Origin of the sequence: Mycobacterium asiaticum, from assembly GCF_001673315.1 — a bacterium.
Classification (GTDB): Bacteria; Actinomycetota; Actinomycetes; order Mycobacteriales; family Mycobacteriaceae; genus Mycobacterium; species Mycobacterium asiaticum_B.
Genome location: NZ_LZLQ01000015.1, coordinates 165,289 through 189,019 on the forward strand (window position 1 = coordinate 165,289; position 23,731 = coordinate 189,019).

Genomic DNA, 23,731 nt, shown 5'->3' on the forward strand with positions numbered 1-23,731 from the left:
ATTCATGTCCGCCACGCCTCGTCGTTCCACCGCGCTGGCGTACGGGTTGCTGGCCCCGAGCCTGTTCGGTGTGGTCGCGTTCCTGTTGCTGCCGATTCTGGTGGTGATCTGGCTGAGTCTGTACCGGTGGGATCTGCTGGGTCCGCTGCGTTACGTCGGGTTCGCGAATTGGCGCTCAGTATTGCGCGACGGCGATTTCGGCGACTCGCTGGTGGTGACCGCCATTTTCGTGGCGATCGTGGTGCCGGCGCAGACGGTGTTGGGGTTGTTGGCCGCGATGATGCTGGCCCCGAAGCTGCCGGGCACCGGGCTGTTCCGCACGCTGTATGTACTGCCCTGGATCTGCGCGCCACTGGCCATCGCGGTGATGTGGCGCTGGATTCTCGCCCCCACCGACGGTGCCGTCAGCACCCTGCTGGGCCGGCGCGTGGAGTGGCTCACCAATCCCGACCTGGCGCTGCCGATGGTCTCCTCGGTGGTGGTCTGGACCAACGTGGGCTACGTGTCACTGTCGTTCCTGGCCGGGCTGCTCGCGATTCCCGACGACATCCACAACGCCGCGCGCACCGACGGCGCCAGCGCCTGGCAGCGGTTCTGGCGCATCACGTTGCCGATGCTGCGTCCGACGATGTTCTTCGTGCTGGTCACCGGAGTGGTCAGCGCCGCACAGGTTTTCGACACGGTATACGCGTTGACCGGCGGCGGACCGGAGGGCAGCACCGACCTGGTGGCTCACCAGATCTACGCGGAGGCGTTCGGCGCGGCGGCCATCGGACGAGCCTCGGTGATGGCGGTGATCCTGTTCGTCATCCTGGTTGGCGTCACCTTCGTGCAGCACCTCTACTTCCGTAAACGGATCAGCTATGACCTCACGTAACACGCTGATCTACGTCGGCCTGGTGTTCGGGGCGCTGATCACCCTCGCCCCGTTCGCTCTCGGCCTGTTGACCTCGTTCACCTCCGCGCATCAGTTCGAGACCGGTTCACCGCTGCAATTGCCGCGCCCGCCGACACTGGCGAACTACACCGATCTGGCGGGCACCGGGTTCGGGCGGGCGGCCGCGGTGACCGCGCTGATGACCGCGGTGATCCTGCTCGGCCAGTTGACGTTTTCCATCCTGGCCGCGTACGCGTTCGCCCGGCTGCACTTCCCCGGCCGCGACGTGCTGTTCTGGGTGTATGTCGCGACGCTGATGGTGCCCGGCACGGTGACGGTGGTTCCGCTGTATCTGATGATGGCCCAGCTTGGAATGCGGAACACATTCTGGGCGTTGGTGATTCCGTTCATGTTCGGCTCACCGTATGCAATCTTCTTGCTGCGTGAGCACTTTCGTCTGATACCCGACGACCTGATCAAGGCCGCGAACCTGGACGGTGCCAATACGCTGGACGTGCTGGTGCATGTGATTCTGCCGTCCAGCAAGCCGGTGCTGGCCGCGCTGACCATGATCACGGTGGTCTCGCAGTGGAATAACTTCATGTGGCCGTTGGTGATCACCAGCGGCCGCAAGTGGCGGGTGCTGACAGTTGCGACCGCCGACCTGCAGTCGCGGTACAACTCGCAGTGGACGCTGGTGATGGCGGCGACGACGGTCGCGATCGTGCCGCTGATCGTGTTGTTCGTGGCGTTCCAGCGCCACATCGTGTCGTCGATCCTGGTGTCGGGGTTGAAATGAACCGCCCCCGATTTTCCACGCTGTCCGCCCTCGCCCTTGCCACGGTCTCGGCGCTACTGCTGGTAATGGCTGTGCTGATGGGCCGTTCGGATGACAACGGCAAGATCGTGGTGACCGTGCGGTTGTGGGCCGAGCCGATCGCGCAGGCGTATCGGGACTCGTTTCAAGAGTTCTCCAGGCGCCACCCCGACATCGAGGTGCGCACCAACATGGTGGCGTTCTCCAACTACTTCGACACCCTGCGCACCGATGTGGCCGGCGGCAGCGCAGACGACATCTTCTGGCTGTCCAACGCCTACCTCGACGCCTACGCCGACAGCGGACGGTTGATGAAAATCAATAAGGCGAAGGAGGATTGGGAGCCGGCGGTCGTCGAGCAATTCACCCACAACGGCACGCTGTGGGCAGTGCCGCAGCTCACCGACGCCGGGATCGCCGTCTTCTACAACACCGACCTGCTGGCCGCCGCCGGCGTCGACCCCGCGGTGCTGGACAGCATCAAGTGGAGCCCCGGCAGCGACGACACCTTACGGCCGCTCCTCGCCAAACTCACCGTCGACGTCGACGGACACCGCGCCGACTTACCGGATTTCGAATTCCGCCGCGTCCGCCAGTACGGGTACAACGCCGCCAACGACCCGCAAGGCATCTATCTCAACTACATCGGGTCGGCAGGTGGTGTATTCCAACGCGGCAACGAATTCGCGTTCGCCAATCCCGAAGCGGCAACAGCGTTTCGTTACCTGGTCGGCCTGATCAACACCGACCATGTCGCACCGCCGGCTTCCGACACCAACGACAACGGCGACTTCTCCCGCAACCAGTTCCTGGCCGGCAAGATGGCGCTGTTTCAGTCCGGCACTTACAGCCTGGCCTCGATAGCTCGTGATGCCACCTTCCGGTGGGGTGTGGCCATGCTGCCCACCGGACCCAAAGGCCGGATCAGTGTCACCAACGGCGTTGCCGCGGCTGGCAATTCAGCCTCTCACCATCCCGAGGCGGTACGGGAGGTGCTGCAGTGGATGGGTAGCAGCGACGGCAACGCGTACCTGGGCCGCGAGGGCGCTGCCATCCCTGCGGTGCTGTCGGCCCAGCCGGGCTACTTCGCCCATTGGAAATCCCGCGGCGTCGACGTCACGCCGTTCTTCGCCGTCCTCGACGGCCCGCGCATCCCTGCGCCCGGTGGTGCCGGATTCGCCGCCGGAAACGAAGCGCTGCAGCCGTTCTTCGACGAAATGTTCCTGGGCCGAGGCGATATCGAAACGACGCTGAGGCGGGCGCAGGAGGCGGCGAACGCCGCGGCGCTCCGCTAGCCGGGCACGACCAGCACCGGCACCGGACTGTGCCGGATGATCTTGGCGCTGCGTGTGCCGAGAAAGGCCCGCCGAACATCGACGCGCGGCGTGGTGCCCACCGCGAGGATCTCGCCGTGGATCCACTCCGGTTTGTCCAGAACTTCCATCCAACTGTGGCCGGTCACCACCTCGAGCACAGTGTCCTCGCCGACGGCTCCGTCCTCTTTCAGCGCCTGCAGACTGGCCATCGCCTGGGCAGCCCAGGCCTTCAGAATGCTGTCCTCGGCCTCCAGCCCCACCTCCGGCGGGTACATGGTGCGGCCACGGACCGCAAAGGTGATCACCCGCAGTGGGACACCGTAACGCTCGGCGGCAGCGGCGCACCGCCGCACCAACGCCAGTGATTGCTCGCTCGTGGAGTAGCCACAGCTCATCCGCCGAAAACCGCCGGTGTGCACGTGGTATCCGGGTGCGCTGATGGCCACGGGCACCCGCGCGGCATGCAGCAGCCAGTCTGCCGTCGACCCGATCAACATGTGGGCCCGCCCGCCGGCCGGCAGTGACCCCAGCACCAGGATCCGGCCGTCGACCTCGTCGACGATCTCGGCTAGTCCGGCTGCTACCGAACGATTCGTCCGCTGCCGAAATTGCACCTCGATCCCTTCGGCCAACGGCCGCAGGTATTGCCGCGCCTCCCGCTCCGAATCCTCCGCCAGGTGCGCCGCCCAGTTCTCGAACTCGGCGTCGACTCGCGCGAAAGACGGTGTCGGCCAAGGCTGGGGCACCACGGTGGCCACCGTCAGTGAGGTGTCCAGCGTCCGCGCTGCCCCGACAGCAAAATACAGGCCCGGGAGTCCGATTTTGCTGGCTCGGTACCCGACCACCACGGTCATGGACGATCCCGATTGAGCACACTGTGGTGACGGCCCCAAACCAGGTAATACACCAGCGCCACCACTATCCAGCCACTGAACGCCAGCCACGTGTACCAGTGCAGACTGAACAGAATGTATCCGCATGCCAACACCGAAAGCAGCGGCGTCACAGGGTAACCCGGCACCCGAAAGGCGCGCTCGAGGTCGGGTTCGCGCACCCGCAGGACGATCACCCCCACCGACACCACGATGAACGCCGTCAGCGTGCCGATGGACACCATGTCGGCCAGGCTGTCCAGTGGCACCAGCGCGGCCAGCACCGACGCGACGATAGCCACGAGCACGGTGTTGTTCACCGGCGTCATGGTCTGCGGATTCACCGCCGCGAACCGCTTGGGCAGTAACCCGTCGCGGCCCATCGCGAACAGGATGCGGGTCATGCCATACAGGGTGACCAACGTGACGGTGAAGATGGAGATCACCGCGCCGGCGGCCAGAATGGTGCTGGCCCACCTGCTGTGCGTGACGTTGTCGAGAATGGTGGCCAGCCCGGCGTTTTCTTGCTTGCCGAAGTTCTGCCATGGCTGGGTGCCCAAGGCCGCCAGCGCCACGAGCACGTACACGCTGGTGACCACCACGAGCGCGGAGACCAACGCGCGCGGCATGGTTTTCTGCGGGTTCTTCACCTCTTCACCGGCGGTCGACACCGCGTCCAAACCGATGTAGGAGAAGAAGATTGTGCCCGCCGCCGCTCCGATGCCGGACACCCCGAAAGGGGCGAAGTCTTTGAGCTGGTTCGCGTCATAGGCGGTGAACGCGATGATCACGAACATACCGAGTACCCCGAGCTTGATCAGCACCATGATGGTGTTGACCTTCGCCGACTCGCTGGCGCCACGGATCAGCAGCAACGCGCACAACCAGATCAGGATGACCGCGGGCAGATTCACCCATCCCCCGGGCACCCTGTCCCAGGGTGCCGCCGACACCGCGGTCGGCAGTTCCAATCCGAACAGGTTGTGCAGCAACTTGTTTACGTAACCGCTCCACCCGACCGCAACCGCGGCGGTGGCCACCCCGTATTCCAGCAGCAGACAGGCCGCCACGACGATCGCTACCACCTCACCGAGCGTCGTGTACGCGTAGGAGTACGACGAACCGGAAACGGGCACGGCCGAAGCCAATTCGGCGTAGCACAGGGCGGCGAGTCCCGCCGCGATCCCGGCGATCAGGAACGAGAGGATCACCCCGGGACCCGCCTCGGGCACGGCTTCGGCCAGTACGAAGAAGATTCCGGTGCCGATCGTGGATCCGACGCCGAACATGGTCAGCTGGAAGGTGCCGAAGCTGCGTTTGAGGCCCGAGTCTGCGTTCGCCTTGCCGACTGGGCGGCGGCGCAGCATCTGCTCTTTGAGGCTGATCGATGTCGCCGGCAACTGCGCCTCCCGTCGGTGGGTCAGCTAAGTATGAGCCTCGAGGGGTGCTTCGGCGAGCTAACCGAGAAACCCTACCTGGCAGAGATGATGGTCTGGATCGCAATCCCGGCACCGCCGGCCACCACAGTGATTGCCAGCGTTAGCCAGTCGGCCAGTTTGGGACGCTGCGGGTTCGCCGACAGCTGTCCGGTGCCGCCGCGGGCGGTGATCGCATCACCCATCTCGTCGGCGCGGCGCAAGGTCACGGTGATGGTCGCGGCGAGCAGGTCGATGACCTCCAGCCGGCGTTGCTGGCGTTTTTCCTTGCGGTTGCGCGGTGTCGGCTTGGGCCGCAATCGGCGGGCGGCATACAGCACCTGAAATTCGTCGATCAACATCGGGAAGGCGCGCAGCGCCAACGCCAATGCGACCGCCCATTCATCCACCGGCAACCGGAATAGCCGCAGCGGTCGCCCCAAACTCGCTACCGCGGGACCGATTTCGGCGACGTTGGTCGTGTAGGACACCAGACCACCCAGCGCCAGCAAAACCAATGTCAGCGCCGTGATCCGCAGGAAGTTCAAAAACCCGCCAAGTCCCAGTTCGACGCTGCCGATGACGATCTCGGGGCGTCCGCCCGCCAAAGCCGCAGTAAAGCCGCCGATAGCCAACACAATCCACAGCCAGCGGGGTATCGACGGCAACGCGCCGCGTGGAATGCGGGCGATTCGGATCGCGGCCACCACCAGGGCCGCCATCAACCCGATGGTCACCCAGCCCGGGTAGAACGCCAGCAGCGCCGAGATACCGAACACCACCAGAAGCTTGGTGCCGGCCCACAAGTCATGGATCGGGGAACCGCCCGGGATCGGAACCAACAGCACCACGGGACGTCCGTGCTTGCGCGTCTCCCGTTTAGTCGGCGCCGAAGTCGTTGTCACGACACACCTCCCGCGGAGGTCGACGCCGACACCGATTCCAGCGTCCCGTTATTCAAATGAAGGATGCGCGGACAAAGGGTCTCCATCCCCAGGTAGTCGTGCGCGATCACGACCACCGTCAGTCCGCTGTCCCGGCGCAGACCCTCAAGCAGGCGCAGTAGCCCGCGCTGGCTGTCGGTGTCCAGACCGGCCAGTGGTTCGTCCAGAATCAAAGCCCTGGGCTTGCAAGCGAGTAGTCCGGCCAGCACGACGCGACGCATCTGACCCCCGCTGAGTTTGTCGATGCTGCGGGTGGCCAGCGCGGGGTCCAATCCCACCACGCCGAGCGCCGCGGCCACCCGGTCGGTGTCCTTGTGCGAAAACCCGGCCGCGGAGGCGACTTCCAGGTCCACTCGGCTGCGCATCAGCTGCAATCGGGCCGCCTGGAACGACAACGCCACCGCGCCGACCTGTTCGTGGGTGGGGCGGCCGTCGAGTAGGCATTGCCCGCTGGTCGGTGTCGTCAGCCCGGCCATGATCCAGCCCAGCGTGGACTTGCCAGTTCCGTTGCCACCGTGGATCAGCACGCCGTCGCCCTGCTCGACGACAAAGTTGATGTCGTGCAGCGCGGTCTTGGCCCACGGGGTGCCGATCCCGTATTCGTGGCCGACATCGATGAGTTCCAGCGTTTTTTGCCGGACGTCGCCGACTCCCACGGCGGGCGCTGGCGCATCCGCTGCTTGCACCATGCCGGTGTTGTCCGGCGAATCACTGAGTTTGATTGTGCGGTCCGCGGATTCGGCCTCGTTGTTGTAGTGCGTGATGTGCACCAGCGCGGTGCGGTGTCGCTTCGTCAGACCGGACAGCACACTGAGCAACCCGTCCCGGCCTTGCTGATCCACCATGGTGGTGACCTCGTCGGCGATGAGCATCGCCGGTTCCCGGGCCAGCGCCGCCGCCAGCGCGAGGCGCTGCAGTTCACCGCCGGACAGGCTGCCCGTCTCGCGTTCGGCGAGATCGTCCAGACCCACCTCGCGCAACAGCTTGGCGACGTCGGTTTTGGTTCCCGGTGGCAGACCCCACACCACGTCGTCGGCAACCCGAGTGCCGAGCACCTGGCTCTCGGGGTGCTGCAGCACCACGGCTGTACCGCCGAGCTTGCCCAGACCAACCGCGCCGGGCCGGTCCACAGTGCCCGCCGTCGGTTGTCGGCCGGCCAGGATAAGCATCAACGTGGTCTTGCCGGACCCGTTTGCACCGGTGATCGCGACGTGTTCGCCGGCGTCGATCTCCATGCTGATCTCGCGTAATGCGTCCTGCCCCGCGCCCGGATAGCGGAAGCGCACGTTATTCAGCCGCACCGGAACCGGTCCGACGGCGGCGTTTTCAAGATCACCTGCGGGCGCGTCCAGCTTGTGCACGTCCGGAATGCCGCGCATCCGTTCCAGCAACCGGGACAGGGCCCACCAACCCACCAGCGACATCACCATCACTCCGATGGCGACCAGGCCGAGGAGCACCACGTGCCAGTACCGCAACGCGAAGGCATAACCCACCTTCAGCCAGGCGCCGACCGCCTCGAGATGAACCCGGCTGAGGAAGGAGGCGAGCCCGTCCACGTTGGCGGTGATGGCGTCGCGCATCAGATGCCGCAGCCGAGTGAGGACCATCAACAACCCGACGTTGCCGGCGCCGAACAGCACTCCGGCAAAGAAAGACGTCACCACCACGGTGGGTGTGCCGCGGCCCTTGCGTTTGATGAACCCGGTGAGGCCCCCGATGTAGGCGCTTTGAACCACGCCCATGAATCCGCCGCCACCGGCAATGAGGAATGCGATGAGTCCGGCAGCAATGGTCGCGGTCAGCAACACGCGCAGGCGGTGCCGGTAGGCCAGCAGCCCGGCGGGGACGGTACCCAGCAGGGCGATTCCGGCGGCAAACGGCACCACGACCGAGACAATGGCGGTCACCGCGCACAGCGCTGCCATGACCGAGGCTTGCGCCAGTTCAGTCGGTTGCAGCGGTCCACCCCGAACGCGCGACAGGGGTGGTCCGGTCTCACTCACTCGACCGATTCTGCCAGGTCTACTCGCCGCCGGTTGCGCCAAGCGCGTTTCGTGGGACGGCCCGTGCGAGTGGTTCCGCATAGCAAAGCTATGCAACGATGGGCGCATGAGTTCGCCCGCTGCAGCAAATGACACGAAGGCCGTCCACGGCCTGGGAGCGGATCTGCTTGCCGTGGTCGCGCGGTTGAATCGGTTGGCAACCCAGCGAATCCAGATGCCGTTGCCCGCGGCCCAGGCCCGGTTGCTGGCGACGATCGAGGCGCAGGGGGAAGCCCGCATCGGCGACCTGGCCGCGGTCGACCACTGCTCACAGCCGACGATGACGACGCAGGTGCGTCGACTCGAGGAAGCCGGATTGGTGTCGCGGACCGTCGACCCGGGCGACGCGCGCGCGGTCCGGATCCGGATCACGCCGCAAGGCGTAGACACCCTCAACGCGGTGCGTAGAGACCGTGCCGCGGCGATCGAACCGCAACTGGCCAGGCTCGATCCGGCCGACCGTGAGGTGTTGGCCGACGCGGTCGGGGTGTTGCGGCGCCTGTTGGAGAACGCGGCCACTGCCCCGGGGCGCCATACCCTCTGAGGACAAGGTGGCTACACCGCCGCAACGGGTAGAAACTGATGTGGATATCCGCTGAGGATCCGCTGAGGAAAGGTGACGGCCATACCTGACGTCTCCCCGTTGACCGTGTGGGTCGGATCCACGCGGTACGACTTCGTGCCGGGCCGCGACGTGACGGTGGGCATCGGCGATCACTGCGACATCCCCCTGGAGCCCGAAGGGCCCGTGGGACCCGAGGCCGCCGCTCACCCGATCCTGGTGTTGCGCTTCGCCGGTACGCATTGGCTTGCCGTCGATCAGAGCCACCGGGGTCTCTTTCTGGACGGTGCCCGGATGTCGACGATCGACGTCCAGGACGGTCAGATGGTCGCGATCGGTGATCCACAGCACGGTCCGCGGCTGATGTTTCAGGTCGCTGCGCCCTCCGACGCGCCGCCGCCACGCACCGACCCGTTGGGAGTTTCGGTGCCGGCCCCGTCGCCGTTGCCGTCCCCCGAAGAAGCGCAGCCCGACGGACCGCCGCCGTTGCCCGAAGAAGCGCAACCGTTGGCACACCCGTCGCCGTTGCCCGAAGAACCGCCGACCGGACGCATGGCGGTCGAGCCGGAAACACGTCGGCTTCCGGCGGTATCGGCGGCCGCACCGCAGCCAATCCCGGTGCCCGAACCACCGGTTGCGGCGATTCCGGCGCCCGCGCCCCTCGAGCCGGAGACCACCCAACTTCCGACCGGCGCCGAGCCGGAGACCACCCAACTTCCGACCGGCGCCGAGCCGGAGACCACGCAACTTCCGACCGGCGCCGAGCCCGAAACCACCCACCTTCCGACCGGCCCCGTCGAACGTTCTCCGCTCGAACGCCCCACCAACCCGTTTCGTTACGTCCCCGTCGACGCCACCGCATCCGACGATGCGCCGGCCAAGGGCCGCGGACTCGTCGAGCGGATGGCCGGGGCAGGCCGCAAGCTGCTGCCCACCCGCGCCGAGTCCGGCCCGGACGAACCTGCCCCACAGACCGGTCGGCTGCCCTTGCAGCCGGGTGCCCGCACCCTCGGGGTCACCGCCCACGACCTGGGACTCGTCATCAACGGCCGCGAGGTGCTCTCGAACATCTCGTTCACGACCCCTCCTGGGTCACTGATCGCTGTGGTCGGGCCGTCCCCAGCCCGGAATTTCGCGCTGACCGGACTGCTCGCCGGGACGCGGCCGCTCAGTTCCGGCGTCCTGACCGTGGACGGCCACGACGTGCACGCCGAGCCCGAGACGATGCGGTCCCGCATTGGTGTGGTGACGCGCGACAACCGCGTGCATCCCAGCTTCACCGTGGAACGGGCCCTGGACTACGCGGCTGAACTACGGCTGCCGTCGAACACCTCACCGGAAAACCGCGAGCGGGTCATCGACCAGGTTCTCGACGAACTCGAACTCACTGCGCACCGCGGCACCCGGATCGCCAAACTGCCGCCCGAGGCGCGCCGCTGCGCGTCGCTGGCCGTGGAACTGCTGACCCGCCCGTCGTTGCTGATTGTCAACGAGCCCGGCGAAGGACTCGATCCCGCGCAGGCAAACCACGTGCTGGGATTGCTGCGCCGCCAAGCCGATCTGGGCTGCGTCGTCGTGGTGGCAAGCACGTCGCTGATCCACGTCGATCTCTGCGACCAGGTGTTACTGCTGACGCCAGCCGGCCAACTGGCTTTCGCCGGCCCCCCAGCCCACATCGAGCCGGCACTGGGCACCAGGGACTGGTACCAGATCTTTGCGCGGATCAGCGCCGACCCACTCGGCGCACATCGCGCCTTCCTGGTCCGGCAGCACGGGTCGATATCCCCGAGTCCGCCGCCGGTGACGAAGCCCGAACGACTTGCGCCAGCGCCGGGTTTCGGCCGGCAGTTCCGGTTGCTGGCGGGTCGTCAACTCCGGCTGATGGCGACCCGCCCGATCTATTCACTGCTGTTATTGCTACTGCCGTTCGCGCTGGGCGCGCTGACGTTGCTGATCCCCGGCGACGCCGGTCTGAACCGGCCAGATTCCGCAGCGCCGAACACCCACGAAGCCCTGGAGATCTTGGCTGCCCTCAACTTCGCCGCGGTGCTATTAGGCACCTTCGCCACGATCGGTGACTTGGTTGCCGAGCGGCGAGTCTTCCGGCGCGAACAGGCCGTCGGGCTGTCGACGTCGGCTTATCTGCTCGCCAAGCTGGTGGTGTTCAGCGTCATCGCGGCCGTGCAGGCGGCGATCCTGACCACCGTGGTCGTGGTCGGGAAGGGCGGCCCTCGGCACGGGGCGGTGCTGCTCGGCAATGCGAATGTGGAGCTGTACGTCAGTGTGGCGGCGACGGCCGTGGTCTCGGCGATCGTGGGGTTGGCATTGTCCTCGCTGGGCAGGTCCAAGCGCGAAACGCTGCCGCTAGCGATTCCGGCAGTGCTGGCGTCGTTGCTGTTCGCCGGGGGCCTGGTGTCGCTGGTGGGTACCTGGGGCTACGACCAGGTCTCCTGGTTCGTCCCGGCGCAGTGGGGGTTTGCGGCGTCCGCCGCCACGGTAAATCTGCGCCGGGTCGAGAAGCTGGCGCCGGACAACCTCGTGTGGACGCACTACTCGGGGTGGTGGGTGTTCGACATGCTGATGCTGCTGGCTCTGGGCGCGCTGTGGGCCGGGTTCCTCCGATACCGGTTACGGCCGCCCGCGGGTGGCGGCTACACATAACGTCGGATTACACATAGCGTCGGACGCGGCGACAATAGTCGACGAATTGCTGCCCGTAGTGCTGGCGCATGAAGTCCTCTTCGCGCAAAACCTGCCGATGGAACAGCCAGGTGGCGGCGAACAGGTAGACCAGCGGAACCCAGTTGGGGAACACCAACAGCTGGCCGACCATGAACAAGAAGAACGCGACGTAGATCGGGTTGCGGCTGACCGCGAAGATGCCCGACGTGACCAACCCGCCGGGCCGGTCGACATCGATGCCGACCCGGAAGCTTCGCCCGAACGACACCAGGCTGAGCACGAGGATCACGATTGCGATGGCGCAGCAGGCCACACCGATCCAGGCCACAGCGGCGGAGTGGAAGAACCTTTCCGAGGTAAGCACCGGCCAGCCGAACGCGACGGCAAAGATTGTGTAGAAGTAGAACAGCGCGACCGGGGGGATCGCGAAATCGGACTTGTCGAGCCTGCCGAAATGCATCGCCCGGATACCGGATCGCTTGAGCAGCAACACCCTGCCCAGGACGGTGCCCATCAGCAGGACCACCAGGAGTGCTGCGAAATAGTGCGGCATTTTGCCGTTCCCTCTGTCGCCGTGCTGACCTAACGATTACATGACACCGCAGCGTCCTGAAGTGTGACTTGTTTCAGCGGCACGGGCGACGGGTTACGGTCGTGGCATGGCGTCAGACAACAAGAGCACTGCCGATCATCTGCGGGACGCACTGGACGGGCGGTGGCGCGATGTGCGGAACCAGACTCGGGCCCAGCTCTCCGAGGAGGCGTTCCGCCCGCACTACACCCCCAACACTGTGATCGCTCGTGCCAAAGTGGCCGAGCAGATGCAGATCATGGCGACCTCCGGGATCTCCGATGAGGGATTCCGCAAGGAACACGGCGGCACCGGTGACGTCGGCGCGGCGGTGACGATGATCGAGATGCTGGCCATGTCGGACCTGTCCCTGATGGTCAAGGCCGGGGTGCAGTGGGGACTGTTCGGTGGTGCGGTGGAGAACCTGGGCACCGAACGCCACGGCTCTTACATCAAGGACATCATCACGTTGGATCTGCTCGGGTGTTTCGCGATGACCGAGACCGGGCATGGCAGCGACGTGCAGTCGTTGGAGACGACGGCAACCTACGATCCTGAGACCGAAGAGTTCGTCGTCCACTCCGAGACACCTTCGGCCCGCAAGGACTACATCGGCGGTGCCGCCGAAACAGCCCGAATGGCAGCGGTTTTCGCGCAGTTGATCACCCACGAGGACGGCAAGCCGGTCAACCACGGGGTGCACTGCGTGCTGGTCCCGATCCGCGACGAGGACGGCAACGACCTACCCGGCGTGACCACGTCGGACTGCCAGTACAAGGGTGGCCTGCCCGGCGTCGACAACGGCCGCATCATGTTCGACCATGTCCGGGTTCCGCGGGTCAACTTGCTGAACAAGTACGGCGACGTTGCGGCCGACGGCACCTACACCTCGCCGATCGAAAACCCGAACCGGCGATTCTTCACCATGATCGGCACCCTGATTCGCGGCCGGGTCACGGTAGGCGGCAGCGCGGGCGCCGCGGCCCGGGTCGCGCTGGACATCGCCACCCGATACGCGTTGCAGCGCAGGCAATTCAGCGCGCCGGACGACGATGACCGCGAAGTGCTGATCATGGATTATCTGGTGCATCAGCGCCGGTTGTTCCCGCTGATCGCGCGGTCCTACGCGCTGCAGTTCGCGCAGAACGAGTTGGTTTCCAAGACCCATGACCTGCAGACCTCCGATGTGGTGGACGCCGAAGAGCAGCGCGAACTGGAAGCGCGCGCCGCGGGTTTGAAGGCGGCCAACACCTGGCATGCGTCGCGGGCCATCCAGGAGGCCCGGGAGGCCTGTGGCGGCGCCGGTTACATGGCCGAGAACCGGCTCATCGCGTTGCGCGCCGACACCGACGTGTTCACCACGTTCGAGGGCGACAACCACGTGCTGACCCAGTTGGTGGCCAAAGAATTGCTCACCGCCTACGCCGACGACATCAAGAGCATGAGCCCGGTGGAATGGGTGCGCTTCGCGGCCAACACGGTTGGTGACCGGGTGATGAAACGCACTGCGGCCGAAGCGATTATGCAGCGGATCATCGATTCCAGGCAGGACAGCGAAGAGGAAGGCAGCCTGTTCAACCGCGGAACACAGGTCTCGATGTTCGAAGACCGCGAGGACTACCTGCTGTCCTCGGTGGCACGCCGGCTACAGGGTAAGTCCAAGGAGATGTCGGCATTCGACGCCTTTAACGCCGTACAGGATCACGTGCTGCACGCGGCCCAGGCGCACATCGACCGCATCGTGCTGGAAGCCTTTGTCGCCGGGATCGATGCGTGTCCCGACCCCGAGGCGCGCGAGTTGCTGGATGTGATCTGCGACCTTTACGCACTGACCGTGATCGAGGAGGACAAGGCCTGGTTCATCGAACACCGGTACCTGTCGACCGAGCGAGCCAAGGCCGTCACCCGGGGCATCAACGACAGGTGCCGGGTGTTACGTCCCCATGCCCGGACGCTGGTCGACGGGTTCGGAATCCCGGAGTCGTTGCGCTACGCCGAGATGTTGCACCCGGAGAATCTGCCTGATTAAGACCGGTGAATCTGCCCGACCAAGACCGCGGAATCTGCCCTACCAAGACCGGAGAATCTGCCCTACTAAGACTGGTGGGGAATCGGGCCGAGCGCCTTGAGCTTGCCGTCCGGTCCGATCTGGAACTTCACTGTGCCCCGTTGGCTGGGGCAGCATTCCTCGTCGTTGCCGGTCCGCCACTGATACTGGACGGTCACCGTGTCATCACCGGGCGGCAGCACGGTCAGATACGGCTTCGGGTTGGGCGTCGCCGGGCCCAGCGGGGTGTTGCGGTCGAAGAACAGCACCTGTTGCGGGGTGGACTCGGAGGCGATGGTGGGGATGATCTGCACCCAGTTCAACCGGCACTTGCGGGTCCGGCCACGTCCGATTTCCACCCACGTCGAGCCAGGCACTTCGATGAGAACTTGGGCGATCGCCCGGCGCACCGTCTCAGGCGTCGGGTTGTCGGATAGTTTGCAGCCGTCCGGCTTGGCTGGAGGTGGGGCCGACTGTTTGTCACCGCACCCGGCGGCCGCGAGGGCGATCAGTACCGAGATCACTATTTGGCGGCATCGCACGGCGGTAGCCTAGCTTCCCCGCTGGGGCCGTGCTTTCGGGAGGCCGTTGGATGTTTGCCCGGCTTGTAGCGACAGCTCGTCAGACAGCTCGGCAGGGGTTGTCGCGCTGAGGCGGGCAAAGGGAGAACCGTTCCTGGAAGGCACCGGTGTGACGGAGGCAACCCCGGCGTCTGATCTACGTCACAACCGCACCCGCACAACACATTTCGTCTTATCACTCGTCCCGCATACCTGGACGGCGCCTGTGAATGTGCCCCTGGTTTCGTCAAAACCCCAGACTCAGGGCCTAAATCCGTTCTCCCCGTGGGTAATCTGGCCGCAGACCACTGGTCGACGACGACCAAGCTTCCGGGCTGGTCACACGGACTTTCCTTGCTTTCTCGTTGATTTTCCTCGCTTTTCTCCTCGCTTTTTTACTCGCTTTCCCGCTGCCTTTTCCCGTCTTTTTCCTCGTCTTTTTCCTCGTCACTTTCAAGCCCCGCACACGCGCCACGCCCCACTGCGAGAAGTCTGTAAAACGGTCGAAACCTGGGAAGTGCCGTACCGAAACATCATTGCCGCAGGATTCTGGCGGATACCCCGCCGCGATTCCGAAAGGAAGTGGACACCATGCAGTCCGAATCCGACGCCGTGCGCACCCAGTGCGCATACTGCGGCGTCGGCTGCGGCATGGTGTTGCAGATCACAACCGATCCCGAAAGCGGCCGTCGTCACATTTCGAAATCTATTGGGCACGACGACCATCCGGCGAATTTCGGCCGCCTGTGCACCAAGGGCGCCACCACCGCCGAGTTTCTGAACGGCCCGGGACGTGCTGAGTCGGCATATGTCCGCACGGACCGTGGCCAACCGCTCGAGCCTGTGGACACGGACACCGCGATCGCCAGATCCGCCAAACGGTTGCGGGCGATCATCGACAAGCACGGCCCGGACGCGGTGGCAGTCTACGTCTCGGGGCAGATGTCCCTCGAAGCCCAATACCTGGCCAACAAGCTGACCAAGGGCTTCCTTCGCACCAACCAGATCGAGTCGAATTCACGGTTGTGCATGGCCGGCGCCAGTTCGGGATACAAACTCTCCCTGGGCGCCGACGGCCCCCCCGGCTCCTACCAGGACTTCGAACACGCCGACGTATTCTTCGTCATCGGCGCCAACATGGCCGACTGCCACCCAATCCTGTTCCTGCGCATGATGGAGCGGGTCAAGGCAGGTGCAAAACTGATCGTCGTCGACCCGCGCCGCACGGCCACCGCCGCCAAAGCCGACCTGTTCATGCAAATCGCACCGGGCACGGATCTGGCGCTGCTCAACGGATTACTGCACCTGATCGTGGAAAACGGGCACACCGACCCGGACTTCATCGCAGAGTTCACCACCGGCTGGGATGCGATGCCGAGCTTCCTCGCACAATTCGCGCCTGATTACGTCAGCGAGATCACCGGTATCCCAGCCGAAGACATCCGCACCGCAGCCCGCTGGATAGGCGAGGCAGCGAATTGGGTGACCTGCTGGACCATGGGGCTCAATCAGAGCACGCACGGCACCTGGAACACCAACGCGATCTGCAACCTGCATCTGGCCACGGGCGCCATCTGCAAACCGGGCAGCGGACCGTTCTCCCTCACTGGCCAGCCCAACGCGATGGGTGGCCGCGAAATGGGTTACATGGGACCGGGATTGCCCGGTCAGCGCTCGGTGATCAGCACCGACGACCGCGAGTTCGTTGAGGACCAGTGGGGCATCCCGCGCGGATCGCTGCGCACCGATGTCAGCGACGGTGTGATCGACATGTTTACCCGCATGGCCGACGGACAAATCAAGGCCTGCTGGATCATCTGCACCAATCCCGTTGCGACGGTTGCTAATCGCAAGACAGTGTTAGCAGGCTTGGAGAAGGCCGAGTTGGTGATCGCCCAGGATGCGTACCTGGAGACTGAGACCAACGAGTACGCCGACGTGTTGTTGCCGGCCGCCCTCTGGACCGAATCGGACGGGGTCATGGTGAACTCCGAACGCAACCTGACCCTGTCACAGGCAGCGGTTGCCGCGCCGGGGCAGGCGTTGCCGGACTGGCAGATCATCGCCCGGATGGCCTGTGCGATGGGGTATTCCGAGTTCTTCGACTACCTCTCCGCCGAAGAGGTGTTCGAGGAGCTCAAGAACTTTTGGAACCCGAAGACCGGCTATGACATCCGCGGCATCAGCTACGACCGGTTGCGTCAAACATCGGTCCAATGGCCATGCCCGCCGGACAGCACCGAGGACCGCAACCCCATCCGTTACCTCAATGACGGTGTCAGTCAGTACCGACTGGTCCGGGAAGACGGCCACGCCCCGAGAATTGCCTTCCCCACCCCGAACGGGCGGGCGGTGTTCTATGCCCGCCCGCATCTGTTGCCGGAGGAGATGCCGGACGCTGACTACCCGTTCCTGCTCAACACCGGACGCCTGCCGCATCAGTGGCACACGATGACCAAGACGGGCAAGGTCGCGAAGCTCAACAAGCTGAATCCCGGCCCGTTCGTCGAGATCCACCCCGGGGACGCGGCCCGCCTGGACATCTGCGAGGGCGACCGGGTGGAGATCGCATCGCGGCGCGGGCGCGCGGTGCTGCCCGCCGTCGTCACCGATCGCGTGCGGCCCGGCGACTGCTTCGCGCCGTTCCACTGGAATGACGTGTTCGGCGAATACCTCGCGATCAACGCTGTGACCAGCGACGCCGTCGACCCGGTCTCCCGTCAGCCCGAATACAAGGCGTGCGCGGTCACCCTGACCAAAGTCGCAGCCGCCGGACAGACCCACCTCGCCACGCGCTACCAGGCACCGGAAGTCAGCCTGGCGCAAATCGACGCCGTTGCCGAATTTCTCGGCGTGGCCGCCGAACCGATCCCCGAGTTCGACGGTGGCGGTCGCGCCTATCTGGCCGGGTTGCTGTCCGGCCTGCGCTTGGAAGCCGGCCGGCCGATGACCGGATTGCCCACGCTGCCCGCCAGCGCTCCCTTCGACACCCGCACCCGGTTGTGGGTGGACGGGGTGCTGGCCGGAATGCTGTCCCGCACTCCGGCGGAGGTTGAAAGCCCGGGCACAGAACAGGCCCCGGTCGTCGTGTTGTGGGCCTCCCAGACCGGTAACGCCGAAGAACTCGCCGCCGACATTGCCTCGCGGCTCCGTGACGCCGACGTCGCCGTCGCGCTGCACGGCATGGACGAATTTCCGGTCAGCGATCTGCCCCACGCGCAGGAACTGCTGCTGATCACCAGCACCACCGGCGATGGCGACCCGCCGGACAACGGCATCGCACTGTGGCAGGCCTTAACCGCGGCGGACGCACCACGGCTGGCCGAGACGCGCTACGCCGTTCTCGCCCTGGGCGACTCCAATTACAGCGACTTCTGCGGCCACGGACGCAAGCTCGACGAACGGCTCGCACAGCTGGGCGCGACCCGCATCACAACCCGCGTCGACTGTGAACCTGACTACGACGACGCCGCCGCCCGATGGCTCGACGACATCCTGCGTGCGCTCACGCAGCAAACAAATCCGCTACCCCAAACCGCTCCCGCGCCGAAGCAGTACTCCAAGAAAAGCCCCCTGGTCACCGACCTCATCCGTAACACCACACTCAGCCGCCCCCGGTCGGCTAAAGACGTGCGGCAGCTCGTGTTCGACCTGCCCGACGAAACGGTCAGCTACCAGGCCGGTGACGCCCTCGGGGTATGGCCGCACAACAACGATGCGCTCGTCGAGGAATGGCTGACCCGCACCGGGTTGGACGGCCACACCGAGGTGGAGGTCGCCGGGCACGGCTCGATGTCGCTGCGCACCGCGCTGACCGACCGTTTCGAAATCGCTCACCTGAGCCCGGATCTGCTTCGCTTCGTCCGGGAGCGCACCATCGACGCACACGCGGCCGGCCAACTCGCCGACCTGATGAAGCCGGAAAACAAAGCGGCACTGGCGGATTGGATGTGGGGACGCCAGTCGGTCGACTTGCTGGCCCAGGCGCCCGTCGCGGCCTCGGTCGACGAGTGGCTGGCGGTGCTCAAACCGTTGCAGCCGCGGCTGTATTCGATCTCCTCCAGCCCCAAGGAGCACCCCGGCGAGATCCACCTGACCGTCTCGCCGGTCCGCTACAACTTCCGCGGCATCGCACGTCGCGGCGTCTGCTCGACATATCTGGCGGACCGCTCCCCCAGCGATCAGATCGCGGTCTACGTGCGGACCTCGAAGAACTTCCGGCCGCCGAGCGATCCGCGGACCCCGATGATCATGGTCGGCCCAGGAACCGGGATCGCCCCGTTCCGCGGTTTTCTGCAGGAACGGCGAGCCTTGGGTCACACCGGCCCGAACTGGTTGTTCTTCGGCGAACAGCACGCCGCCACCGACTTCTACTATCGCGACGAGATCCAAGCCATGCACCACGACGGCCTGCTCACTGAGCTTGACCTGGCGTTTTCCCGGGACCAGCAGCAGAAGGTCTACGTGCAGCACCTGATGCGCAAGCGCGGGGCCGAGCTGTGGCGTTGGCTGCAGGAGGGCGCGCAGCTGTACACATGCGGCACCGCCGATCCGATGGCAAAGGACGTCGACCAAGCCATCTGTGACATCGCGGCCGAACACGGCAAACTCGACCCGACCGCGGCGCGCGCCTTCGTGCAGTCGCTGTGCGCAGAAAGGCGCTACCACCGCGACGTGTACTAACGACAACTTGTGGGTAACTCCGTAATTTGACGGAAACGTCACGAACCAATCTTTGACACATCGGAGTCGCACCATTCACCCAAGAGATTCGCGGACTCTAGGGAGGGTCGTACGCGTGACTTGGCAGCTCGAGGGTTCCAACGGGACAGAAGCGAACCCTGCGTGTCCCCTGCACAGCCCCTCACGAAATGGCGATGGACAGCTTGAGTGGGCCGGTTTGCCGGTCAACCTCGACCTGGCTTTTTCGCAGAATCAGCGCGATAAGGTCCTGGCCCAGCACCAGATGCTGCGACGCGGCACGTTGTTGCGGAGTTCTAATTCTGACGCCGCGCAAGCGTGCGTCTGCGAAGACGCCAACGAATCCGTCACCAGTAGCTAGTCGACCGGCGTCATGCCGGCTCAACTTCTGCGTCTTGGCTCAACTTCTGCGTCTTGGCTCAACTTCTGCGTGCCGATGCGAACTTATGCTGGCAGGCCTGCCGAGACCGTCTAGACCTATAGTGGGGACATGCAACAGGCCGTACAGCTGCGCTTTGCCCGCACGCGCTGTCTCGCCGTGGAATGTTGTTGTTGTCGTCCCTGTTGATTCCTGACGCCGTCTGAACGCTCAGCAATCGTCGCACTCCGCCGCCGTCGAACTCGGCAACTGCTACAGGTCTTGAGGGAGAAGCAACCCACCAATGACTAACGTGAACAGAACAGCCCACCAAGCCCACGCCTACATCGTTGGGGAGTGTGTATGACCATCGCCGAGAACATCACACAACTGATCGGCAACACGCCGCTGGTCCGTCTGCGCCGGGTCACCGACGGCGCTGTCGCAGACGTGGTGGCCAAGTTGGAATCATTCAACCCCGCGGGCAGCGTGAAAGACCGCATCGGGGTGTCGATGATCGACGCCGCCGAGAAAGCAGGCTTGATCAAGCCGGACACCATCATCGTCGAACCGACCAGCGGCAATACCGGCATCGCGCTGGCGTTGGTGGCCGCCGCCCGCGGCTACAAGCTGGTACTGACCATGCCGGAGACGATGAGCGTCGAACGCCGAATACTGCTGCGCGCCTACGGTGCTGAGTTGATCCTCACCCCCGGCCCCGAGGGCATGGCAGGCGCCATCGCCAAGGCCGAGGAATTGGTCAAGAGTGACGAGCGCTATTTCATGCCGCAGCAGTTCGAGAACCCGGCAAACCCGGCCGTGCACGCCGTCACCACCGCCGAGGAGGTCTGGAAGGACACCGACGGCAAGATCGACATCTTCGTTTCCGGCATCGGGACCGGCGGCACCATCACCGGCGTCGCACAGACCATCAAGGAGCGCAAGCCGTCAGTCCAGTTCATCGCGGTGGAACCGGCCGCGTCGCCGGTGCTGTCCGGTGGCCAGAAGGGCCCACACCCGATTCAGGGCCTCGGCGCCGGATTCATTCCGCCGGTGCTGGACATGGCCCTGGTCGACGAGGTCGTCACCGTCGAGAACGAGGACGCGTTCACCCTGGCCCGTCGGCTGGCCAAGGAGGAAGGGCTGCTGGTCGGGATCTCCTCGGGTGCCGCGGTCGCGGCCGCGCTCGAGGTGGCGCGCCGGCCCGAAAATGCCGGCAAGCTGATCGTGGTCGTGCTGCCCTCGTCCGGTGAGCGCTACCTGAGCACCGCCCTGTTTTCGGATCTGAACGACTAGCGATGCTCCAGGCGATACGGCGCGACATACGAGCCGCCCGGGAACGGGACCCGGCCGAGCCCACCGTGCTCGAAGTCGTCTTCGCCTACCCGGGTGTGCACGCCATCTGGGGCCACCGCATCAACCACTGGCTCTGGCAACGGGGAGTGCGACTGCTGGCGCGGACCTTGTCGGAACTGAATCGGATCCTGACCGGGGTCGACATCCACCCTGGCGCCCAACTAGGGCCGGGCCTGTTCATCGACCACGCGACCGGCGTCGTGATCGGGGAAACGGCAGAGGTGGGCGAAGACGTCACGATTTTCCACGGCGTGACCCTGGGCGGCACCGGCCGGGACCGCGGCAAACGCCACCCCACCATCGGAGACCGGGTGACTATCGGTGCCGGAGCCAAGATCCTCGGCGCGATCAAGATCGGTGACGACAGCCGAATCGGTGCCAATTCCGTTGTGGTCAAAGAGGTTCCGTCCAGTGCAGTGGTGGTCGGCGTCCCCGGTCAGGTGGTCAGCCGTCCCGGTCCAGCCAGCGAGGACGAATCCAAGCTGCCGGATCTGGTTGGTGTCAGCCTGAAGTCGTTGCTTACCCGGGTGGCCAGGTTGGAGGGCAAAAGCAACGGTGCACCCGCCGAGCAGCGGACCGAGCGTGTCATCCGACCGCCGGAAGCCGGGGTTTGGCACGGCGAGGACTTCTCCATCTAAGGAATATCGCGGTGCGGAAAGTGTTGGTGCGCTCGTGAGTTCTGTGGTGATCGCAGCAGTGGCGATCGGTGCGGCGCTGGGTACCGCTAGCGTCCTCGGCGTTGTGGTCAACCGCCGCTCGGGTGTATTGCGGAACACCAATACTGTTGTTGGACAAGATAATTCAGATCTCAGCCTGTCGGAACATGGTCCGACTGTGGTGCATTTCAGCGCCGCTTGGTGTGGGCCGTGCGCTGCGGTGCGCCGCGTGGTCGACCAGGTGTGTGCCGATCTGCCCGATGTCGCTCATGTAGAAGTCGACATCGACGCGAACCCCGCCGCGGCCAAGCGACTGTCGGTGTTATCACTGCCCACCACGTTTATCTTCGATGCCGAAGGCCAGCAGCGTTACCGCAGCGCGGGGGTACCGAAAGCCGCCGATCTGCAGACCGCTCTGCAGCCCCTCAGAGGAGCACATTGATGCCATCCGATCCCAGCCAGGTAGATGTCCGGGGCCCGCGTTTCGCCGCGTGGATCACCACCACGGTGCTGGTATCGACGCTGGTGGTGTCGGTATTCAGTCAAGTCGCGGCGGCGGTGATTCTGGGCGTGCAGGCAATCGTCTTCGCGCTCAGCGCGGTTCGCGGCCCGCGCAACAGTCCGTACGGATTGGTGTTCGCCAAACTGGTGGCGCCGCGGCTGAGTCCGGTCCGCGAGCGTGAGCCGGTGCCGCCGTTGAAATTCGCGCAACTAGTGGGGTTGGTGTTCGCGGTGATCGGAGTGATCGGTTTCGCGGCCGGGCTTACTTTGACCGGCGTGGTCGCGACCGCCTTCGCCTTGTTCGCCGCTTTCCTCAATGCAGCCTTCGGGATCTGTCTGGGCTGCCAGATGTACCCGTTGGTGGCACGGTTTCGCCGGGCACCTGCGTAATCGTCGAATTATCTACTGGTAGATCGGAAGGCGACGGATCCCCAGGACGAACTGTCTCGGCCTGCTGCAGGCCGGGTTGTGCAACTTGTACCACCAGATCGGCGTCCCACGCGCGCCGCAGCAATCCCGGCACGTCGATGTGCATCGCAGCGTCGAAGCTGGGACTCGACATCAGGTCTTTCACGTAGGACAGGACTTGCTCGGCGACCGTTTCCTCTACCCCGCCGACCCAGCCGATAACGCGAGCACCAACGCCGCCAGGATCAACGGCCGTACGAATGTGATGTTTCTGCACTTCCTCGAGTTCGACCGTTACCGTGCACGGCGGGTCCAACCGCAACCGAAATCTGATCTGCACCTCTACCTTGCCGCGGTAGCGGAAGATTTGCTTGGCCAACTGCACCTTGACCCGTAGGGCTATTGGGACCGTGACGATTTGGCGCCAGTAATCGTCTTCGCACACAGCGACGCCGACCGCACCGCGGGTTCCGAGCGCTGTTGCGGACGCGATCTTGCCCGGGCCAGCCGCAAGGGGACCGATCGCGATCTGATCGCCGACCAAGCGGGCCACTACCTCAGCAACCCGGTCCGGCGGCGCCGCTGCAAGTAGAACGAGGCGAGTGAATTCTTCGGCGGTTAATTCGCCCACGGAATTCTCCCTGCCACGTCGCATGTCGATCCGGATGTTGCTCCAACGCTCGCCTCGTCAGCACATGTGCGTCAAAGCGTGCGTTGCGACCTACTAGCGGGCAACTTAGTGCCCGAGCTAGGTGACCGAAGACCAGGGATGCTGAGCCGTCCGAAGCGCGTTGTGAGTGAGATAGCCCGCAAGAACTTTCACGGGGACATGCCTGGCACGTCACTGCTCGCCACGCCTACTCAGGAAACACGCTCGACGTGCATGACCCAGTTATTAGCCGAGCAGAACAAATCCGCCAAATCAGGCTCCCCCGGAAGGACTCGAACCTTCAACCCTTCGGTTAACAGCCGAATGCTCTGCCAGTTGAGCTACAGGGGACTATCAGTCCAGCGGAGGCTGGTGCTGATCGCGGGATGACTCT

The 23,731-nt window shown here is 65.0% G+C and carries 18 protein-coding genes and 1 tRNA gene; 11 read left to right on the plus strand and 8 right to left on the minus strand.

Features of this window, described 5'->3' with window-relative positions; genetic code table 11:
* The first annotated feature begins 4 nt into the window (after window positions 1-4).
* From A5636_RS02115 to A5636_RS02125, 3 genes are read left to right on the plus strand one after another with little or no spacing between them, the layout of a single operon-like run.
* Window positions 5-877, plus strand: coding sequence for a carbohydrate ABC transporter permease (locus tag A5636_RS02115; RefSeq protein ID WP_065157029.1), 873 nt, complete (start codon window positions 5-7; stop codon window positions 875-877).
* A complete protein-coding gene (locus tag A5636_RS02120; protein ID WP_065157030.1) occupies window positions 864-1,676 on the plus strand; it encodes a carbohydrate ABC transporter permease in 813 nt (270 codons plus the stop codon). The genes A5636_RS02115 and A5636_RS02120 overlap by 14 nt, the downstream gene beginning before the upstream one ends.
* Window positions 1,673-2,989 carry an ABC transporter substrate-binding protein gene (locus tag A5636_RS02125; RefSeq protein WP_065157031.1) on the plus strand — a complete coding sequence of 439 codons (1,317 nt, stop codon included), beginning with the start codon at window positions 1,673-1,675 and terminating at the stop codon, window positions 2,987-2,989. Before A5636_RS02120 ends, A5636_RS02125 begins: the two co-directional genes overlap by 4 nt.
* On the opposite strand, the gene A5636_RS02130 is transcribed toward A5636_RS02125, so the two are convergent.
* The 4 genes from A5636_RS02130 to A5636_RS02145 all read right to left on the minus strand — a co-directional run bounded on the left by A5636_RS02130 (window position 2,986) and on the right by A5636_RS02145 (window position 8,247).
* A complete protein-coding gene (locus tag A5636_RS02130; protein WP_065157032.1) occupies window positions 2,986-3,864 on the minus strand; it encodes a universal stress protein in 879 nt (292 codons plus the stop codon). The two genes, A5636_RS02125 and A5636_RS02130, sit on opposite strands and share 4 nt — an antisense overlap.
* Window positions 3,861-5,282, minus strand: a complete 1,422-nt coding sequence (locus A5636_RS02135) for an amino acid permease (protein ID WP_065157033.1) — start codon at window positions 5,280-5,282, stop codon at window positions 3,861-3,863. The genes A5636_RS02130 and A5636_RS02135 overlap by 4 nt, the downstream gene beginning before the upstream one ends.
* A gap of 71 nt (window positions 5,283-5,353) precedes the next feature.
* The gene (locus tag A5636_RS02140) at window positions 5,354-6,202 is read right to left on the minus strand and encodes an energy-coupling factor transporter transmembrane component T family protein (RefSeq protein ID WP_065157034.1); all 849 of its coding nucleotides are present in this window, start codon (window positions 6,200-6,202) and stop codon (window positions 5,354-5,356) included.
* Window positions 6,199-8,247 carry an ATP-binding cassette domain-containing protein gene (locus tag A5636_RS02145; protein WP_065157035.1) on the minus strand — a complete coding sequence of 683 codons (2,049 nt, stop codon included), beginning with the start codon at window positions 8,245-8,247 and terminating at the stop codon, window positions 6,199-6,201. Before A5636_RS02145 ends, A5636_RS02140 begins: the two co-directional genes overlap by 4 nt.
* A gap of 106 nt (window positions 8,248-8,353) precedes the next feature.
* On the opposite strand from A5636_RS02145, the gene A5636_RS02150 reads away from it, so the two are divergent.
* Window positions 8,354-8,830, plus strand: a complete 477-nt coding sequence (locus tag A5636_RS02150) for a MarR family winged helix-turn-helix transcriptional regulator (protein ID WP_065157036.1) — start codon at window positions 8,354-8,356, stop codon at window positions 8,828-8,830.
* Window positions 8,831-8,902: 72 nt separating this feature from the next.
* Window positions 8,903-11,509: an ABC transporter permease gene (locus A5636_RS02155; RefSeq protein WP_437339787.1), complete on the plus strand. Its 2,607-nt coding sequence runs from the start codon at window positions 8,903-8,905 to the stop codon at window positions 11,507-11,509.
* 7 nt (window positions 11,510-11,516) lie between these two features.
* Here A5636_RS02155 and A5636_RS02160 read toward each other — a convergent pair whose 3' ends face one another.
* Entirely contained in the window at window positions 11,517-12,083 is a 567-nt protein-coding gene (locus A5636_RS02160) for a methyltransferase family protein (protein ID WP_065157037.1), read from the minus strand.
* A gap of 106 nt (window positions 12,084-12,189) precedes the next feature.
* Between A5636_RS02160 and A5636_RS02165 the strand changes: the two genes are divergently transcribed.
* Window positions 12,190-14,130, plus strand: coding sequence for an acyl-CoA dehydrogenase family protein (locus tag A5636_RS02165; protein ID WP_065157038.1), 1,941 nt, complete (start codon window positions 12,190-12,192; stop codon window positions 14,128-14,130).
* Between the two features lie 65 nt (window positions 14,131-14,195).
* Here the strand turns inward: A5636_RS02165 and A5636_RS02170 are convergent, their stop codons facing one another.
* Complete coding sequence (locus A5636_RS02170) at window positions 14,196-14,690, minus strand: LppP/LprE family lipoprotein (RefSeq protein ID WP_065157039.1); 495 nt, start codon at window positions 14,688-14,690, stop codon at window positions 14,196-14,198.
* A gap of 609 nt (window positions 14,691-15,299) precedes the next feature.
* Here A5636_RS02170 and A5636_RS02175 point away from each other — a divergent pair.
* The 5 genes from A5636_RS02175 (at window position 15,300) to A5636_RS02200 (ending at window position 22,670) form a co-directional block, all read left to right on the plus strand.
* Window positions 15,300-19,391, plus strand: a complete 4,092-nt coding sequence (locus tag A5636_RS02175) for a bifunctional nitrate reductase/sulfite reductase flavoprotein subunit alpha (RefSeq protein WP_065157181.1) — start codon at window positions 15,300-15,302, stop codon at window positions 19,389-19,391.
* 739 nt (window positions 19,392-20,130) lie between these two features.
* Window positions 20,131-21,063: a cysteine synthase A gene (gene cysK / locus A5636_RS02185; RefSeq protein ID WP_065157040.1), complete on the plus strand. Its 933-nt coding sequence runs from the start codon at window positions 20,131-20,133 to the stop codon at window positions 21,061-21,063.
* Window positions 21,064-21,065: 2 nt separating this feature from the next.
* Window positions 21,066-21,761 (plus strand): serine O-acetyltransferase, encoded by a 696-nt coding sequence (cysE, locus tag A5636_RS02190; RefSeq protein WP_065157041.1) that lies wholly within the window; start codon window positions 21,066-21,068, stop codon window positions 21,759-21,761.
* A gap of 34 nt (window positions 21,762-21,795) precedes the next feature.
* Entirely contained in the window at window positions 21,796-22,221 is a 426-nt protein-coding gene (locus A5636_RS02195) for a thioredoxin family protein (protein ID WP_065157042.1), read from the plus strand.
* Window positions 22,221-22,670, plus strand: a complete 450-nt coding sequence (locus tag A5636_RS02200; RefSeq protein WP_065157043.1) for a DUF4395 domain-containing protein — start codon at window positions 22,221-22,223, stop codon at window positions 22,668-22,670. The genes A5636_RS02195 and A5636_RS02200 overlap by 1 nt, the downstream gene beginning before the upstream one ends.
* On the opposite strand, the gene A5636_RS25940 is transcribed toward A5636_RS02200, so the two are convergent.
* A complete protein-coding gene (locus A5636_RS25940; protein WP_155763503.1) occupies window positions 22,594-23,319 on the minus strand; it encodes a hypothetical protein in 726 nt (241 codons plus the stop codon). The two genes, A5636_RS02200 and A5636_RS25940, sit on opposite strands and share 77 nt — an antisense overlap.
* A 296-nt stretch (window positions 23,320-23,615) precedes the next feature.
* Window positions 23,616-23,688: transfer RNA gene (locus A5636_RS02210), tRNA-Asn, on the minus strand.
* Between the last annotated feature and the right edge of the window lie 43 nt (window positions 23,689-23,731).

Bases quoted from the DNA above. Each gene is read 5' to 3' on its own strand.
- A5636_RS02175 (WP_065157181.1), top strand. From the start codon at position 15,300: ATGCAGTCCGAATCCGACGCCGTGCGCACCCAGTGCGCATACTGCGGC.
- cysE (WP_065157041.1), top strand. From the start codon at position 21,066: ATGCTCCAGGCGATACGGCGCGACATACGAGCCGCCCGGGAACGGGAC.
- A5636_RS02125 (WP_065157031.1), top strand. From the start codon at position 1,673: ATGAACCGCCCCCGATTTTCCACGCTGTCCGCCCTCGCCCTTGCCACG.
- A5636_RS02150 (WP_065157036.1), top strand. From the start codon at position 8,354: ATGAGTTCGCCCGCTGCAGCAAATGACACGAAGGCCGTCCACGGCCTG.
- A5636_RS02120 (WP_065157030.1), top strand. From the start codon at position 864: ATGACCTCACGTAACACGCTGATCTACGTCGGCCTGGTGTTCGGGGCG.
- cysK (WP_065157040.1), top strand. From the start codon at position 20,131: ATGACCATCGCCGAGAACATCACACAACTGATCGGCAACACGCCGCTG.
- A5636_RS02200 (WP_065157043.1), top strand. From the start codon at position 22,221: ATGCCATCCGATCCCAGCCAGGTAGATGTCCGGGGCCCGCGTTTCGCC.
- A5636_RS02160 (WP_065157037.1), bottom strand. From the start codon at position 12,083: ATGCCGCACTATTTCGCAGCACTCCTGGTGGTCCTGCTGATGGGCACC.
- A5636_RS02165 (WP_065157038.1), top strand. From the start codon at position 12,190: ATGGCGTCAGACAACAAGAGCACTGCCGATCATCTGCGGGACGCACTG.
- A5636_RS02115 (WP_065157029.1), top strand. From the start codon at position 5: ATGTCCGCCACGCCTCGTCGTTCCACCGCGCTGGCGTACGGGTTGCTG.
- A5636_RS02130 (WP_065157032.1), bottom strand. From the start codon at position 3,864: ATGACCGTGGTGGTCGGGTACCGAGCCAGCAAAATCGGACTCCCGGGC.